13 protein-coding genes are annotated in these 16,543 nt (G+C 68.2%); 7 read left to right on the forward strand and 6 right to left on the reverse strand.

What is annotated here, in order from left to right; all coding sequences use genetic code 11:
- The first annotated feature begins 73 nt into the window (after nucleotides 1-73).
- Nucleotides 74-2,056: a hypothetical protein gene (locus ACSQ1X_RS02170; RefSeq protein WP_436056481.1), complete on the forward strand. Its 1,983-nt coding sequence runs from the start codon at nucleotides 74-76 to the stop codon at nucleotides 2,054-2,056.
- 15 nt (nucleotides 2,057-2,071) lie between these two features.
- On the opposite strand, the gene hutG is transcribed toward ACSQ1X_RS02170, so the two are convergent.
- Together hutG and ACSQ1X_RS02180 are read right to left on the reverse strand one after the other, a co-directional pair.
- Nucleotides 2,072-3,058: a formimidoylglutamase gene (hutG, locus tag ACSQ1X_RS02175; RefSeq protein WP_436056482.1), complete on the reverse strand. Its 987-nt coding sequence runs from the start codon at nucleotides 3,056-3,058 to the stop codon at nucleotides 2,072-2,074.
- A 108-nt stretch (nucleotides 3,059-3,166) separates the two neighbouring features.
- Nucleotides 3,167-4,609, reverse strand: a complete 1,443-nt coding sequence (locus ACSQ1X_RS02180; RefSeq protein WP_436056483.1) for an NCS2 family permease — start codon at nucleotides 4,607-4,609, stop codon at nucleotides 3,167-3,169.
- A 112-nt stretch (nucleotides 4,610-4,721) separates the two neighbouring features.
- Here ACSQ1X_RS02180 and ACSQ1X_RS02185 point away from each other — a divergent pair, with 112 nt between their 5' ends.
- Nucleotides 4,722-5,372, forward strand: coding sequence for a copper resistance CopC family protein (locus tag ACSQ1X_RS02185; RefSeq protein WP_436056484.1), 651 nt, complete (start codon nucleotides 4,722-4,724; stop codon nucleotides 5,370-5,372).
- On the opposite strand, the gene ACSQ1X_RS02190 is transcribed toward ACSQ1X_RS02185, so the two are convergent.
- Nucleotides 5,369-6,001 carry an FAD-dependent monooxygenase gene (locus tag ACSQ1X_RS02190; protein ID WP_436059241.1) on the reverse strand — a complete coding sequence of 211 codons (633 nt, stop codon included), beginning with the start codon at nucleotides 5,999-6,001 and terminating at the stop codon, nucleotides 5,369-5,371. The two genes, ACSQ1X_RS02185 and ACSQ1X_RS02190, sit on opposite strands and share 4 nt — an antisense overlap.
- A gap of 473 nt (nucleotides 6,002-6,474) precedes the next feature.
- On the opposite strand from ACSQ1X_RS02190, the gene ACSQ1X_RS02195 reads away from it, so the two are divergent.
- The 5 genes from ACSQ1X_RS02195 to ACSQ1X_RS02215 all read left to right on the forward strand — a co-directional run bounded on the left by ACSQ1X_RS02195 (nucleotide 6,475) and on the right by ACSQ1X_RS02215 (nucleotide 13,462).
- Nucleotides 6,475-7,506, forward strand: coding sequence for a universal stress protein (locus ACSQ1X_RS02195; RefSeq protein WP_028270697.1), 1,032 nt, complete (start codon nucleotides 6,475-6,477; stop codon nucleotides 7,504-7,506).
- A 147-nt stretch (nucleotides 7,507-7,653) separates the two neighbouring features.
- Nucleotides 7,654-10,305, forward strand: coding sequence for a PEP/pyruvate-binding domain-containing protein (locus ACSQ1X_RS02200; protein WP_436059242.1), 2,652 nt, complete (start codon nucleotides 7,654-7,656; stop codon nucleotides 10,303-10,305).
- A 103-nt stretch (nucleotides 10,306-10,408) separates the two neighbouring features.
- Nucleotides 10,409-11,593 (forward strand): LolA family protein, encoded by a 1,185-nt coding sequence (locus ACSQ1X_RS02205; protein ID WP_436056485.1) that lies wholly within the window; start codon nucleotides 10,409-10,411, stop codon nucleotides 11,591-11,593.
- Complete coding sequence (locus ACSQ1X_RS02210) at nucleotides 11,590-12,612, forward strand: ABC transporter ATP-binding protein (protein ID WP_436056486.1); 1,023 nt, start codon at nucleotides 11,590-11,592, stop codon at nucleotides 12,610-12,612. Before ACSQ1X_RS02205 ends, ACSQ1X_RS02210 begins: the two co-directional genes overlap by 4 nt.
- On the forward strand, nucleotides 12,602-13,462 hold the full coding sequence (locus tag ACSQ1X_RS02215) for an ABC transporter permease (RefSeq protein ID WP_436056487.1): 861 nt from the start codon (nucleotides 12,602-12,604) through the stop codon (nucleotides 13,460-13,462). Before ACSQ1X_RS02210 ends, ACSQ1X_RS02215 begins: the two co-directional genes overlap by 11 nt.
- Here ACSQ1X_RS02215 and ACSQ1X_RS02220 read toward each other — a convergent pair.
- The 3 genes from ACSQ1X_RS02220 to ACSQ1X_RS02230 all read right to left on the reverse strand — a co-directional run bounded on the left by ACSQ1X_RS02220 (nucleotide 13,459) and on the right by ACSQ1X_RS02230 (nucleotide 16,542).
- Entirely contained in the window at nucleotides 13,459-14,904 is a 1,446-nt protein-coding gene (locus tag ACSQ1X_RS02220) for a C40 family peptidase (RefSeq protein ID WP_436056488.1), read from the reverse strand. The two genes, ACSQ1X_RS02215 and ACSQ1X_RS02220, sit on opposite strands and share 4 nt — an antisense overlap.
- 268 nt (nucleotides 14,905-15,172) lie before the next feature.
- A complete protein-coding gene (locus tag ACSQ1X_RS02225) occupies nucleotides 15,173-16,099 on the reverse strand; it encodes a cation diffusion facilitator family transporter (RefSeq protein ID WP_436056489.1) in 927 nt (308 codons plus the stop codon).
- 14 nt (nucleotides 16,100-16,113) lie between these two features.
- A complete protein-coding gene (locus tag ACSQ1X_RS02230; protein WP_436056490.1) occupies nucleotides 16,114-16,542 on the reverse strand; it encodes a metallopeptidase family protein in 429 nt (142 codons plus the stop codon).
- Between the last annotated feature and the right edge of the window lies 1 nt (nucleotide 16,543).

The raw sequence follows: 16,543 nt of genomic DNA on the forward strand, positions 1-16,543 counted from the left end.
GATATGGTCAAATCCACAGGACCGGCCCGGGGTCAGCTGGGCGCAGTCACCAGCCACCAGAGAGCAGCTTCCCGTGTCTACCGAGCCCTCCGCAACCCTCCACCCCGCAACACTGTCCGCCGCAGTACCTTCCGCCGCAGCGGATTCCGATCCCCGCCCCGCACTCGAGCGTCGCCTCGATCCGCAGATTCGGAAGCTCGCTGTGGGCGTCTGGACGGCGGAGTTGGTCGGGGACGAACTGGCGAACATCAGCTACGGCGGCCGGCCGGTACTCCGTGCCATCAAGGCGGTGGTGCGGGACCACGAGTGGCGCACCTTGGCGCCGTCGGTGCGGGACATTGAGGAACTGAAGGACGACGACGGCGTCAGCCTCCGCATCCACGTTGACTACGCGGCACCCGGCACTGGCACCCTGGCCTACGAGGGCATGCTGATGCTGCGGGTCACCCCGGCCATCGTTGAGGTGTCGTTCTCCGGCCGGGCGAAGGCGGCGTTCCGCCGCAACCGGATCGGTCTGGTGGTGCTCCATCCCACCAGCGAAGCCGGGCGGGACGTCAGCGTGGTGTCGCCGGACGGCAATGTCGCCAGCGGGGCCTTTCCCACGGACATCAGGCCCGACCTGGTGTTCACGGACATCTCCTCGCTCGAATGGGCCGACTCCGGAACCGCCTTCGACCTTGGCTTCTCCGGAGACATCTTCGAAACCGAGGACCAGCGGAACTGGAGCGACGGTTCCTTCAAGACCTACAGCACCCCCTCGGCGCTGCCCACTCCGGTGGACGTTGCCGTGGGGGACACCGTGAACCAGTCGGTCAGCATCGAAGCCCTGAGCATCGAGACGCCGGACAACCCCGTCCGCGAGAGCCACGAGCAGGCGGCTTTTGCGGTGGGCGGGCCGGTGGGAACGGTTCCGGCGCTGGCATTGTCCGTGGACTCAGCAGACGCCGGGAACACCGGGGACGCACACAACGGCCCGCAGCTGCCGGGCCTCGACGCCATCCTAGTGGAACTGTACGAACCCCGGGAAGCATGGCCTGCCAAGCTTGCCGCCGCAGCCCGGGAGGCGGACCGCCACGGAGCCGCCTTGGACGTGCGGGTGGTGTCGGACTCGGCCGACGGTGTGGCGGAAACACTCAGCCGCGCCCTGGGCGGATCGCTGTCCCGAATCATCCGGCTGGGACTCTTCCGCACCGCGACGCAGTGCACCGATCCGGCAGCATTTGACGCACTGAAGGCTTCGCTCAACGAAGCTGGTTTCAGCGGCCAGTTGCTGGCAGGCACCCGCTCGCATTTCACTGAACTCAACCGGTGGATTGCCGGCAGCGGCGGCGGCAGCGGTGCCGGCAGCCCCGTTCCAAAAGACGCCGATGCCCTGACCTTCAGCCTCGCGCCGCAGGTGCACAGCACGGAAATTCCCCACATCGTGGAGACCGTCCCGGTCCAGCGACTTGCCGCCGCAAACGCCCTGAAGCTTGGGGACGGGCGTCCTGTCCACGTCGGACCCATCACGCTCAAGCCCCGACTTCACGCCCCGGACCAGCATGCGGAGGGCGATGAGCTCCAGGACCACAGCTTCACCGCGGCCTGGACCTTGGCCAGCCTCCACGCCCTGACAGTGGAAGGCGTGGCTTCCGTGACGTACTTCGAGGCAGGACCGCCCCGGGGTATCACGGCCGCGGGCGGGGCCCTTAACCCCGCAGGGGAGCTGCTGCAGAAGCTCGCGGCGTGCAAGGGCGATCCGGTGCTGGCCGCTACACCCGTGCAGTCGCAACGGGCGGCAGGTAAGAGCCCCGTGACGGTCTACCCGGTCCAGTCGGACGCCGGCCTGCAGCTGTTCCTGGGCAACCTCAGCCCCCGCGAGTCCACGGCCCGGCTCGCGCTTCCGCAGGGGACAGCTGCCGGCGCCGCTGCGGGGACGGCGGACGTGACGGTCATCGGTGCCGCTGCAGGCGCCCGGGCTGACGCCGGTCAAGCGGACGCATCATCAGCGGACGACGGCGCCCTGACGGTAACGCTGGGACCGTGGTCCACCGCCGTCGTCACCTTCCGTGCCTGACGACAGGCGAGGGGCCTAGCCCAGCAGGGTGTTGACCAGCCGCGCGGCCACCTTGGCCGTGCGCTGGTCGATGTCGAACTTCGGGTTCAGCTCGGCCACGTCCAGGTGGAGCAGTTTCCCGCTGGCAGCCACCTGGCGGCACACTGCGCTGATCACCGGCAACGGGACCCCGAAGGCGGCCGGCGCGCTGACCCCCGGGGCCACGGCGGCAGGCAGTACATCCAGGTCGATGGTCAGGTAGAGCACGTCCACGGTGTCCAGGAAGTCGGCCACGAACTGCCGGGTTGCTTCGGCCGAGCAGTCCTCGTCGAGAAGATACTTCACGCCCAGCCGTTCGGCGGTCTTGAAGAGCACCCGGGTGTTGTTGGGCTCTGAGATTCCGACGACGGCGTAGTTCAGTTTTCGTTCGGCGGCTTCCTCCGCCCTGGCCATCTGGAGGAAGGGTGTGCCGGAGGATGGCTCAGGGGCGTCGCGGAGGTCGAAGTGGGCATCCAGGTTCAGCACGCCCAGGCGCCGCCCGCCGCGGACGGCGTCGGAACCGGCCACGCCAAGGTAGCTGGCGAACGCGGTCTCGTGGCCGCCGCCGAGCAGCACGGTGAGGTTGCCGGCGTCGAGCATTTCCGTAACGGCCAGCCCGGCGCGGGCCTGCCCGGCCTCCAGCGCACCGTCCCTGACGGTCACATCACCTGCGTCGAACACCTCGCGGGGGAGGTGGAACGCGAGCGGCCCCAGGGCGGCCCGGATGGCGGCGGGGGCCGCGGCTGCGCCCACCCTGCCCTTGTTGCGCACCACTCCGGCGTCGCTGCTGAATCCTAGAATGACGGAAGGACGGTGGCCTGGCTCCGGCGTGCCGGTCGGCAGGTGCTCCGGCAGCGGAGCAACAGGACCGTGGCGGTACGGCTGGACGGCCTGCCACCAGCGGCGGTGCTCGGCGCCGTCGCCATCGAACCGGCCCCGCCAGGTGAGCGGCGGACTATCGACTGTGAGGGCTGTATGCGGCATACATCAAGCTCACCGCAGCGGAGCCCCGAAAACCAGCCCCGCCGCCGTCAGACTGTCCCAAATCCCGGACACCGCGCTTAAATGCCCCCTCGGCGGGAGAAAACCGGACTACAGGACGCCCAGCGCCTGCTCGATGGGGCCGATGCCGAAGAACAGCACGAACGCGGCGGCCACGGCCCACATCAGCGGGTGGACGTCGCGGGCGCGGCCCTGGAACGCGCGGATCAGTACGTAGGCGATGAAGCCGGCGCCCAGGCCATTCGCGATCGAGTAGGTGAACGGCATCAGCGTGAATGTGAGGAACGCGGGGATAGCGATGCCCCAGTCCTGCCAGTCGATCTTGCCCACCTGGGCCACCATCATGAAGCCCACCACCACGAGGGCGGGGGCCACGGCCTCGAACGGGACCAGGTTGATGAGCGGCGTGAAGAACATGGCCACGAGGAAGAGCAGGCCCGTAACGATCGAGGCCAGGCCGGTGCGTGCGCCCTCACCGATGCCGGCGCCGGATTCCACGTAGATCTGGTTGGAGGAGACGGACGCGCCGCCGCCAACGATCGCGCCGAGAGCGTCGACCTGCAGGACGCGGTCCACGTTGGGGATGTTGCCGTCCTTGTCCACGGTGCCGGCCTCGTTGGCCAGGCCCACCATGGTGCCCATGGCGTCAAAGAAGATGCTGAGCAGGATCACGAAGGCCAGCAGCGTTGCGGCCACGAAGCCGAGGTGTTCGAACGCGCCGATGGGGTTGGCCTTGCCGATCAGCGACAGGTCCGGTGCTGCCCACTCGGTGAACTTCGGTGCCACCAGCGACCAGCCCTGCGGGTTGACGTTCTTGCCGTCGAAGCTCGGGCCGATGTGCAGGGTGAATTCCAGGATGACGGCCAGGATGGTGGAGGCGATGATGCCGATAAGGATGGCACCCTTGACCTTGCGGACCAGCAGGCCGATGGTCAGGATGAGCCCGAAGACGAACACCACGGTGGGCCAGCCCAGGAGCTTGCCGTCGAAGCCCAGCCCCACCGGGACGGTGGTGCCGGCTGCGTCCGGGATGCGGCGCACGAACCCGGCGTTGACCAGGCCGATCAGGGCAATGAACAGGCCGATGCCCACCACGATGGCCGTCTTGAGGCCGTCGGGGACGGCCTTGAACACCGCGGTCCGGAAGCCGGTGAGGACCAGGATCAGCATGGTGACGCCGGAGAGGACCACCAGGCCCATCATGTCCGGCCAGGTCAGGCCCGGATTCGTGGCGACTGTGACCGCCACGAAGGCGTTGACGCCCAGTCCGGTGGCCATGGCGAACGGGTGCTTGGCCCAGGCGCCCATGAGGATGGTGAGGATGCCCGCGGCAAAGGCGGTGACCGCAGCGACGGCCGGGAAGCCCAGGACTGCGCCGCTGGAGTCCGGTCCGGAGAGGATCAGGGGGTTCAGCACCACGATGTAGCTCATGGCGAAGAAGGTGGCAAAGCCTCCGCGGATCTCGCGGGAGTAGTTTGACCCCCGCTCGGATATCTTGAAGTACCGGTCCAGTGCAGAGCCCTGCTTAAGCATTAGTCCTCCGGGGAGAGTATTGGGGATTACTTGAATCCTAGTAGGTTGGCGGGTTGCGACCCCGCGATTTCGCCTAGTCTGTAAGGAAGCCAACACACAGGAGTAGCCCCGCATGCGTTCCATCCGCCACCTGCTGAGCGCCCTTATCGGGGCACTGATTTTCGCGGCCGCAGTGCTGTCCGCAGCGGCCCCCGCCTCTGCCCACGATGCCGCGGAGTCCAGCAGCCCGGCCCAGGGGTCCACGGTTGCCACTCCGCCGGAGAAGGTTTCGGTGACCTTCAACAAGGACCCGCTGGCCCTCGGCTCGCAGATCCAGGTGAAGGATGCGGCAGGCGCGAACTGGGCGGACGGCCCGGTGGAGATCGTGGACAACGTGGCGTCGCAGAAGCTCCGCGCGGGCGCCCCGGCCGGGAAGTTCACCGTGGTGTGGCGCGTGGTCAGTTCCGATTCGCACCCTATTGAGGGCACATTCAGTTTCACGGCCACCGCCGCAGCGGCGGGTTCCGGCTCTGCCAGTCCGGTGCCGGGCAGCTCGACGCCGGCGGGACAGACGGCGGGCCAGGTCCCGTCGGCAGGCACCGCACAGCCTGGCACCACCCCCACGGTCCCTGAGCCCGCGCCGGACGCGTCGGAGCCGTTCCCCTGGAGCCTGGTGCTGTTCGCCGGAACCGCCCTGGGCATCCTTGTGGCGCTCGGCGTGCTGGCGAAGCGGAACCTCAAGAACAACGACAGCGACACCTCCGCGGACAGCGACCTCAGCTAAGCCGGTGACGGCAGCGCGGCGAAGCTTCCCGTGAGCACTGACGGGACACTGTCCGGGTAGACCTTCGCGGAAATCGCCTGCCCCACGACTTTGGCCTGGCGGAGTACTTCCTTGGGCGTGGGCGTGATGAGTTCACCGACGCCGACGAGGTAGATTCCGATGGCCCGCATGGCGGCGGCAAGGCTCTGCCCCAGGGCCAGCCCAAAGTCGGCGAGCATGCGGCGCAGCTGGCTGTGCGCACCGCGGGTCAGGACAATGTGGTGGGCCAGCAGGATGCCGTCGGGCGTGTGGACTGCCCACTGGTGATTGGGCGGCTGGGAGAGCCCGGTGCCCAGCAGGTTCAACTGGACGGCGCGGGTGTTGTTGCGGATGTCCAGGTTGTGGCTGCTGGCGTAGTTCCTCAGGTGCCGGAGGATTTCGTTCCGTTCCTGCATGGTGGCTGAATTCGGCGCGTCACAGCGGGGCAGTGACACGGTATTGGCGGACTGGATTCCGCCCAGGGTTTCGAGCGCATCCACGGTGATAGAGTCCACGCCGCGCCGCCGGAGCTCGCTGGCAATTGCCAGGCCCGGAAGCCCTGAGCCGATGATCACCGTGGTGGTCTGCTCGGTTCCACCATAAATTGGCATGCTCGACACTGCTCGTTCCTCCTCGAATGGTTCGCTGTGCAGGTCTGGTTCCCCTGCACTTTCCGTAACCCCCAAAGTCCGGCCGCCGCGCCTGAAGCTGGAAATGTGTTCTGAAACACGTATCTCAGATTCGCAACGCCTCGACATTACAGAACTTTTGGAGCTCTGGATAGCCCTTGCCGGACATTGGCTATCCCAACAATCTCACACTTGTAATTTCGTTCATGGGAGGTGGGATCTTTATGTTTCAGCGCTGTAAAAAGTGGTAGCTGGCTTGGGTGTCCACAGCCTCTCCGAAAGCCTTTGACGGCCCGGCTGAGGGCCGCTTGCTTAGCGTTCGCCAACCGAGAATAGTGGTCTAAAGGAGCGATTATTCGGCCAGAATCAGCCCCTGCCGCCCGGTTCACCCGGCGGGCGCCCACTTCTGGCAGAATAGCGGCAACATCAGGCAGTATCGCGAGGAGGCGGACCCCATGGGCCGAGATCAGGTGCACCCGTCAAGGGATGACGACGGCGGTTCTGCCGCCCCCGAGGGGATCGTCGTGGGTGTGGACGGCTCCGACCATAGCCAGTGCGCCCTCGTCTGGGCCGCACGTGAAGCTGAGCGCCGCCGCCGCCCCCTGCACATCGTGACCGCATACTCCGTGCCGATCTTCGCGGCGTCCGGCCTGGACGGCGGCTATGCCACTGTTGACGACTCGGTGATCCGCGAGGGTGCCGAGGCCATCCTGAAGCAGGCGCTGGATAAGGTGGCCCCGTACGACATCGACGTTGACGCGTCCGTGGAAAACGGCGACGCCTCCGGAGTGCTGCTGGAGATGTCCGAATCCGCCGAACTGCTGGTGTTCGGCACCCGCGGCCGGGGGGGCTTCGTAGGCAGGCTGCTCGGATCCGTCAGCAGCGCCCTGCCAGCACACGCCAAGTGCCCCACGGTCACCGTGCCGCTGATCTGCGCGGACCGCCTGGGCGAGACCACGGATGACAAACACGTCAAAGCCGAGCGGGCCAAGTCCGGCAACCAGCCGGTGGAACACGTTGTTGTGGTGGGCGTTGACGGCTCCGAACAGGCCCGCGTCGCCGTTCTGGAGGCTGCTGACCAGGCCGAACGACTCGGCGCCCCGCTCCGCGTTGTGTGCGCCGTGCCGCAGTACAGCGGTTCGCTGGCGTGGGTCCCCGCGCCGATGGACAGGGAAGCGTTGTTCGCGGACATCAGGGTGCAGCTCGAAGCCGGCGTGGCGTGGCTGAAGAGCCACTACCCCAAGCTGACCGTGGAGACCCAGCTCGTGGACGGTTCCCCCGTCGAGGTCCTGGTGGAAGCCAGCCGGCACGTGGAGCTGGTGGTAGTGGGAACCCGCGGCCGTGGCGGCTTCACGGGAATGCTCCTGGGGTCGACGTCGGACGGCATCCTTCACCATGCCAAGGGGCCGGTGCTGGTGGTTCCGGACCGGGACGACCCGCGGCTCGCCGACCGCGCCAGCTTCGGGCCCATGCTCGGCGCAGCGTAGCCCGCCCTTCCGACTCTCGAGACGGCCGGCCGGGCGCACCACACCAGGCCGGGCGAACACACCAGGAGGTCAGCGGTGACCCAGGGCAGCACTCAGGACGTTTCCGCGGACGGCCTTGTGCTGGGGCTGGAGCTGATCAACGCCGGAATGCTGGCCCGGGTGGGCGGCAAGGCGGCCAACCTGGGCGAAACCATGGGGGCCGGACTCCCCGTGCCACCCGGCTTTTGCCTGACCACGGAGGCCTACCGGCGGGCGGTGGGCCCCGCGGGACTCGAAGACGTGCACGCCGCCCTCGCCGCCACCGGGACCAACGACCTCGCGGGCCTGGCCGCGCTGGCGGCCCGGGCGCGCGAGCTCATCCTCGGCGTGGATGTTCCGCCGGAGATTGCCGACGCCGTCAGGGAATCCTACGCCGCGCTGGGCACGGACGTTCCGGTGGCCGTGAGGTCGTCGGCGACGGCCGAGGACCTGCCGCTCGCGAGCTTCGCGGGGCAGCAGGACACCTATTTGAATGTGGTGGGCGCTGACTCCGTTCTGGCCGCCGTCCGGAAGTGCTGGGCGTCGCTGTGGACGGACCGGGCAGTGACCTATCGGGCCACCCACGGGATCAGCCCGTCCACAGTGGCGTTGGCGGTGGTAGTCCAGACCATGGTGGATGCCGAGGTGGCAGGTGTCCTGTTCACGGCGAACCCGGTCACGGGACGGCGGCTTGAGGCCGTGATCGATGCCAGTCCCGGGTTGGGCGAGGCGGTGGTTTCGGGAGCCGTGAATCCGGACCACTTCGTGGTGGACACGGCCACCAAGGAGATCCTGGAACGGCGGGAGGGGGATAAGGGGCTAGCCATCAGGCCGCTCGCCGGAGGTGGTACCGAGCGGATCAACCTTGTCCCGGATTCCGTCCCTGCCCTCAGTGACGGCCAGATCCGGGACCTGGCCGCCCTGGGCAGCAGGGTGGAACGGCACTACGGGGCGCCGCAGGACATCGAATGGGCCATCGACGCCGCGGACAAGCTCTTCCTGGTGCAGTCCCGGCCCATCACCACGCTGTATCCCCTGCCGGATCCGCGCCCCGACCTGCAGGTGCCCGAGGGTGCGCGCGTCTTCCTATGCTTCAGCCTTGCCCAGGGGCTGACCCGCCCCCTCACCCCGATGGGGATGGCCGCCTTCCGGATGATCGCGTCCTCCGTGGCGCGTGCGGCCGGCTTCGACGTGCCCGAACCGCGCAACGGCCCGGCCCCGTTCCGGCAGGCAGGGCAGCGCCTCTTCGTCGACCTCACCCCGGTGGTCCGCAGCAGCGTGGGCCGAGCCATTGTGCCCCGTGTTTTTGACATTATGGAGGCCAGATCCGCCACGGTACTCCGCCGGCTGTTCGCTGACCCGAGGTTCTCTGTCACGCTCAGGTCGCCGTGGCCGCTCCTCCGGCATGTTGTTCCGCTCGCGGCGAAGGCCAGGGTTCCGGAATCCTTCCTCCGGGCGCTGCTTCGACCGGAAGCGGCGCTTCAGCGTGTGGATAGATTCGGCGCGCGGTTCCGGGCTGCCCTCGTGGTCCCGGCCACGGCCACGCCGGCGGAACGGCTGGACCAGATCGAGCGCATCCTCGGCGAGAGGCTCTTCCACATCGTTCCAGCGGTGATGCCGCTGCCCGCCCTGGGGTTCGGGCTGCTGGCAGTCGCCGGGAAGCTGGCCGGGCAGGGCACCGAATCCGGCGCGCTGCAGGGCGTGCTCCGGGGTCTTCCCAACAATGTGACCACGGAAATGGACCTTGCCCTCTGGCAGCTGGCCACGGACATCCGCTCCCACGCCGGCGCAGCCGCCGTTTTTGAGGGAGCCTCTCCGACTGAATTGGCGCGGCAGTACCGCTCCGGCGGGCTTCCCGGCGTCGTGCAGTCCGGACTGGCGGGCTTCCTGGCACGGTACGGCCACCGGGCCGTGGCGGAAATCGACCTCGGCATGCCCCGCTGGTCAGACGACCCCGCGCACATCCTGGGAGTCCTGGCGAACTACCTCAAACTCGACGATCCCGCGCTGGCGCCGGACCGGCAGTTCGCCAACGCCGCCCGCGAGGCGGAGGCCCAGATCGAGAGACTGACAGCCATCGCCGGGAGCAAGGGCGGCCCGGCCGGCAGGCTGCGGGCCCGCATGGTGCGGGGCGCGCTGAGGCGGACCCGGCTGTTCGCCGGACTGCGCGAACTGCCGAAATACCACATTGTCGAAGGCCTGGCTTCGGTGCGGAACCAGCTGACGGCGGTGGGGGCGGAGCTGGCCGCGGCAGGCCGGATCGCCGAGGCCGACGACATCTTTTTCCTCGACTTCGCCGAAGCGCACCGGGGCCTTGCGGGTGAATCGCTGCGGGGGATCGTGGCGGAGCGCCGGGAGGCCTACGACGCCGAAATGGGCCGCCGTCGCATTCCCCGGGTGCTGCTTTCGGACGGAACGGAACCCGAGGCGCTGCACGCTGCCGCCACCGGCACGGCAGCCGGAGTCCTGTCCGGTACGCCGGCATCGGCCGGAACCGTCACTGCCCGGGCGCGCGTCATCCTGGACCCGCAGGGCGCCGTATTGGAGCCCGGTGAAATTTTGGTGGCTCCGTCAACGGATCCGGGGTGGACGCCCTTGTTCCTCACCGCCGGCGGGCTTGTGATGGAAATGGGCGGCCCCAATTCCCACGGCGCGGTGGTGGCCCGTGAGTACGGAATTCCCGCCATAGTGGGCGTCCCGGACGCCACCTCGGCCATCAGCACCGGGCAGCTGATAACGCTCGACGGCGGGGCCGGCACCGTCGCGCCGGCGGCGGGCTGATCCGCCCCGGTAAACGCAGGACGGCGTCGCCCCAAGGGGTGTAGCGGGCGGGTCCGAAGCGTACTCTGGAATCAATAAGCTGCAATGTTGGAGCGGAGTTGTCATGACCAGAAAGTGGCTGCGGTGGATGCCCGCCGCCGCCGTGCCAGCCGTTATTGCCGCCGCTGCGCTGGCGGGGTCCTTGCCGGCAAGCGCCGGGGACCCGTTGCCCGCCAAAACGCCGCAAGAGGTCCTGGCGCTGATGGCGCAGCACGCTGCTCCGTCCCTCTCCGGGACGCTGGAGCAAACCTCCGAAATCGGCCTGCCCGAGATCCCCAAAGCCGGCCCCACGTCAAGCAGCGGCGCCGCCGCCGCGCTGGAGCTACTGAGCGGCCCGCACACGGCCCGTGTCTTCGTGGACGGAACCAGCAAGATGCGGGTCCAGGTCCTGGACCGCCTCGCTGAACGCAATGCAGTGCGCAGCGGGGACCAGGTGTGGCTGTACAGCTCCAAGGACAACACCGCCACTCACCTGACACTCCCCGCCGATGCAGGCCGTCATGAGGATGTCGGCCAGTACAAGCATCCCGGCGCGGGCATGGATGGCGTGATGCCGACGCCGGAGGACCTGGCCGGGCGGTTCCTTGCGGCCGCTGACCCCACGACTGAGATTTCAGTGCTTCCGGAGGTTAACGTTGCGGGCCGGGCCGCTTACAACCTGGTGGTCACGCCGCGGACGGAAGGCACCCTGATCGCTTCGGTGGCCATCGCAGTTGACGGCCAGAGCGGCCTGCCGCTGAGTGTCGAACTGAAGGCCCGGGGCCAGAGCGAACCGGCCTTCAAGCTGGCGTTCACCAGCCTGTCACTCGAGGCGCCGGACGCCTCCCTGTTCGCCTTTAGCCCGCCGCCGGGGGCTACCGTCAAGGAAGTCGAAGTGCCGGCCCACGGAACGGGAAGCCGGCACGGACACAGCACGGAAGACGCCGTGGTTCCGGAGTCTGTGGTTCCAGACGCCGTGGCCCCGGAGATCGCGGTTCCAGACGCTGTGGCGCCGGATGCTGTTGTGGTCCGGCCCACGGTGACCGGTACCGGCTGGGAGAGCGTGGTCGAATTCCCCGCCAGCGCCGCATCTGCGGAGGCTGGTGCGATGATGTCCAGCGATCCGCTGCTTCAGCAGGCCGCTGTCGCGGTGCCGGGCGGACGGTTGTTCAGCACCGCCGTCGTAAATGTGCTGTTCACCGATGACGGGCGCGTTTTCGCCGGGTCTGTTCCCGCGGAGCGCCTGCTGACCGCTGCAGCCGCGAGGTGACCGCCGCGGGACGGAGCGTAGAGCTGGCCATAGAGACGCGTGGCCTCAGCAAACGGTTCGGCCATCAGCTGGCCGTGGACGGCGTCAACCTGGCCGTCCCGAGGGGTTCGGTGTTCGGTTTCCTGGGCCCGAACGGCTCCGGCAAAACCACCACCATCCGCATGATGCTGGGCCTCGCCGGGGCCACGGACGGGTCGGTCAGCGTGCTGGGGCTGGAGATGCCGGAGCGCTTCCACGACGTCCTGCCGCGGGTGGGCGCCCTGGTGGAAGGTCCCGCGTTCTACCCGTTCCTGTCCGGGGCGGCCAATCTTCGGCGCCTCGATGCGGCGGACCCCTACGCGGTACAGTCCACGCGGCGTTCCCGGGTGGAGGCCGCGCTGGAACGTGTGGGCCTGACGCACGCCGCCGGGAAGAAAGTCCGTGCGTATTCGCTCGGCATGAAGCAGCGCCTGGGCATCGCTAATGCGCTTCTCTCGCCCCGGGAACTGCTGGTGCTCGATGAGCCCACCAACGGCCTGGATCCCCAGGGCACCCGCGAGGTACGCTCCCTGGTCCGCTCCCTCGCGGCCGACGGCGCCACCGTTTTCGTCTCCAGCCACCTGCTCGCGGAAGTGGAGCAGATCTGCACCCACGCGGCGGTCATGAGCGCAGGCCGGCTGGTGGCGCAGGGAACGCTCGCTGAACTGCGGGACGAGGGCAAGGTCCGGATCCGCCTGGTAACACCCGACGCCGGCCTGGCCGAGGGCGTTTTCGCCAGGTTGGGAATGACGCCCATGGGCGGCCGGAGCAACGGCGCGCTGGTTTACGGCGACAGCCGGCAGACCGGCGACGGCGGGCAGACCGGCGACGGCGGGCAGACTGGAGACGCACGGCAGCCGGGGGATGCTGTGGAGCCGGAGGCCGTGGTTGCCGCCATGGTGGCGGCCGGTGTGCGGGTCCGCGGCTTCGCTGTGGAGCAGGGCAGCCTAGAGGACCGCTTTGTGGCGCTGACGGGGGAGGGGTTCGACATTGCCCAATAGGGATATTGCAACGCGGGAGCTACCTGCACGAGCATCCTCCGGCTGGCCTCTGCTGGCCTCCGAACTGAGCGTCCTGTTCCGCCGGCGCCGGACCTGGGCTATGCTGCTGGCGCTCGCGGCCGTGCCGGTCCTGATGGCCATCGCTGTCCGCGTGTCCTCGGCCGTTCCACCCGGCCGTGGACCTGCCTTCCTGGACAGGATCACCCAGAACGGGCTGTTTGTGGGGGTGACCGCGTTGCTGGTGTGCGTGCCGCTGTTCCTGCCGCTCACCGTGGGAGTGGTGGCCGGGGATACGATCGCTGGCGAAGCCGGCCTAGGGACCTTGCGCTACCTCCTCGTGGCGCCAGCCGGCCGCGTGCGGCTGCTGCTGGTCAAATATGCAGGCGCTGCCGCGTTCTGCGTCGTCGCCCCGCTGGTGGTGGCGCTGGCGGGGGCAGGCATCGGTGCGGCGCTGTTTCCGGTGGGGCCTGTGACGCTGCTGTCCGGCGACGTGATCACCCCGGGGGAGGCAGTGGTTCGCCTCCTGCTCGTGGCGGCGTACCTGACCGTGTCGCTGCTGGGGTTGTCCGCCGTCGGGCTGTTCCTCTCCACGCTGACCGATGTTCCGGTGGGCGCCATGGCGGCCACCATCGTGGCGTCCGTGGTGTCACAGGTGATGGGTGAGCTGCCCCAGCTGGAATGGCTTCACCCCTGGCTGTTCAGCCACTACTGGTTCGGTTTTGCGGACCTGCTGCGCCAGCCGATTGCCTGGGATTCCTTTGGCAGCAATGCGCTGCTGCAGGCCGGGTACATTGCGGTCTTCGGGGCGCTTGCCTACGGCCGGTTCGTCACGAAGGACGTTTTGTCCTAGTACCGGGCAACGGTCGGGTGGAGCTGCATTCCGGCCATCCATGTCAGGTCCGTGACCGTGATGCCGTCGTCCGGGCTCAGGGCCTGAACCACGCGTCCGCCGCCAAGGTAGATGGCCACGTGGTAGAAATCGGGGGCCGACCCCCAGACCAGGAGGTCACCGGGCTGCGCCTGGGAAAGCGGCACATGCACCGGCGCCTGCGCGTACTGCTGGGCCGCCGTGCGCGGAAGGTACTTGCCGGCCGCAGCGAAGGCGTTCTGCACCAGCCCGGAACAGTCGAAGCCGAGCGGTCCGGAGCCGCCGTACTTGTAGAAGTAGGGAGAGCCCACCTTGCCCAGCGCCACCGAAATGGCCGTCTGGTTGGAGCCACCCGGAGACGGCGCGGGAACAGGCGCGGGAACAGGTGCGGGGGCCGGAGCCGGGAGGGCCGGAGCCGGGACCACGGGCGCGGGTTCGGCCGGTGCGGGGACCGCGGGCGCGGGCGGACCGGGTGCAGGCGGGGCCGGATTCGCGGGCGCGGGGTTGGCCGGCGTGGGTGCCGCGGGGGCATCCGGTGCGGGTGCGGGGGCACCCGGGGCCGGGCTGTTGGGCGCTGCTTCCGCCTGGGCCGCAGCCTGGGAAGCTGCTGCAGCGGTGACGGCAGCCAGCCGTTCCTGGGCACGCTGGCGGTCCAGGGCATCAACCCTGGCTGACTCGAGTGCCACCGTGGTGTTCTTGAGGTTTGCCAGCTGGTCCACGAGCACGGTGCGCTGTGCCTTCGCCTCGGAGACTGCCTTCGCCTGGGCCGCGTTAGCGCGTTCGGCTTCAACCTTGCGGTCTTCGGCGGACCTGGCGGCGTCGTCAGCGGCACGGTTGGCGTCCTCCGCCGCGGCAGTTAGTGACTGGGCGGCCGAGGCAGCGTTGTCGGCCGCCTCAAATGCCCGGCTCCGGCTCGCGGAAATGGCTTCGAGGGTGGCGGCTTGCTTCAGCACTTCGCCGTTTCCGCTGACAAAAGTGCTCAGTGCAGGATTGAGTCCGCCGTTGCGGTACAGGTCCCCGGCCAGCTGTCCCACCTGCTTGCGGGTCTTCGCCTGTTCGGCCTGGGCGGATACGGCCTTCGCCGAGGCGAGTGCGGCGGCATCGCGGCGGATCCCGAGCGTGACCAGGGCATCCCCGTAGGCATTGTTGGCCTGCATGGCCGCGGCGAAGCTGGCCTCTTGGGCTGCGGCGGCGTCGGCCAGGATCCGGTCGATTCTGGTGACCTGGTCCGCCGTCGCGCTTTCACTGGCTTTGGCGGCCGCGATCTCCTCTGGCGAGGGAATCTCCGGTGATGCCGGAATGCTTAGAGCGGGCACTGCGGCGCCCGTCAGCGGGGCCGCACCGGCGGGCAGGGCGAGGGATCCGAGGAGTACGACGGCGGTGCACAGCACAGCCGCTTTACGGCCGGATCCGGTCAAACCCATCAAGTAACCTCGCAACAGTCGGGCTGGAGCGCGCGAGGAATTGAGTTTCACCCGTGATTTTCACAGGGAATGCCCCGCTGCGGAGAGTCAGCACTCCCGAGGCTACGTGGCCAGTTGCAACTTTGGCAACACTGGTCACATCAATAACATAAACAACAACAGTGTGATTCCGTCGCATTTCCGGTCGGCGTGTCGGGAAAGGACTTAAAACGAGTAGTCGCCACGCCATGGCTGCGGTTCTGTACCGACTCCCGTAGGCTCAAACCCCTCAGGCGTGCTGGTGGGACTCGTGCTCGGAGTGGCTCTCGGGCTCCAGTTGGAACGTGCAGTGCTCGGTGTCGAAATGCGAGCCGAGGCAGGTGGCGAGCTTGTCCAGGACCTGGTCGGCGCCGCGGGCGCTCAGTACGGCGTCCTCCACCACCACGTGGGCGGAGAAGACGGGGACGCCGGAGGTGATGGTCCAGATGTGGATATCGTGCACGGACACCACTCCGTGCACGGACAGGATGTGCTCACGGATCATCTGGACTTCAACGCCCTTGGGGGTGGCTTCCAGCAGCACGTCCACCACGTCGCGGAGCAGGTGCCACGCCCGGGGCAGGATCATCACGGCGATGACGATGGAGGCAATCGTGTCCGCCGTCTGGAAGCCGGTCACCATGATCACCACGGCAGCGGCAATGACGGCGAACGAACCCAGCAGGTCCCCGAGCACCTCGAGGTAGGCGCCGCGCACGTTCAGGCTTTCCTTCTGGGCGCCGCGAAGGATCAGCAGGGACACCAGGTTGGCCAGGGCACCCAGGACGGCGGCCCAGAGCATTACGTCGGTCTGGACTTCGGGTGCCGAACCGATCCGGCGAATGGCTTCGGTGAAGATCACCACGGAGATCACAATCAGCACCAGCGCGTTGGCCAGGGCCGCGAGGACTTCGGCCCGCTGGTACCCATAGGTCCGCTGGTCGCTGGCGGGCCGGGTGGCGATCCACGCGGCCAGGAGGGCGATGAACACACCGGCGGCATCGGACAGCATGTGGCCGGCGTCCGCCAGCAGGGCCAGGGATCCGGAGACCACGGCTCCGACGACCTGGATCAGGACCACGGCCAGGGTGATGCTGAGGACGGCGATCAGGCGCTTGCGGTGCTTGCCGGTGCCAGTGGCTGAGAGGCCGTGCGAATGGCTATGGTCGTGTCCCATGCCTACAAGGCTAGCTAGTCCCAGCCAAGTTCGTGCAGCCGTTCATCGCTGATGCCGAAGTGATGGGCAATCTCATGTGTCACGGTAATGGCCACCTCCTGGATCACCTCCTCCCGGGACGAACAGATTTCCAGGATGGGCTGGCGGTAGATGGTGATGCGGTCCGGCAGCGACCCCGCACCCCACCACGCATCACGCTCGGTCAGCGGCACGCCTTCGTAGAGGCCCAGCAGCACTGTGGCCGGGTCCTCGCCCGGCTGCGGGACGTAGTCGTCCTCGATGAAGACGGCAACGTTGTCCATGGCCTTGGCCACTTCCGGCGGAATCCGGTCCAAGGCGTCGCTGACGGCCGATTCGAAGTCCTCATCGGTCATGGGGAACGGTGCGTCGTTGTCCGCCCCGTCCGGGACGATCGGCAGGCCGGGCGGCAGGTTGGCGGGCATA

The sequence above is a fragment of the Arthrobacter sp. LjRoot78 genome, assembly GCF_964254335.1.
Classification (GTDB): Bacteria; Actinomycetota; Actinomycetes; order Actinomycetales; family Micrococcaceae; genus Arthrobacter.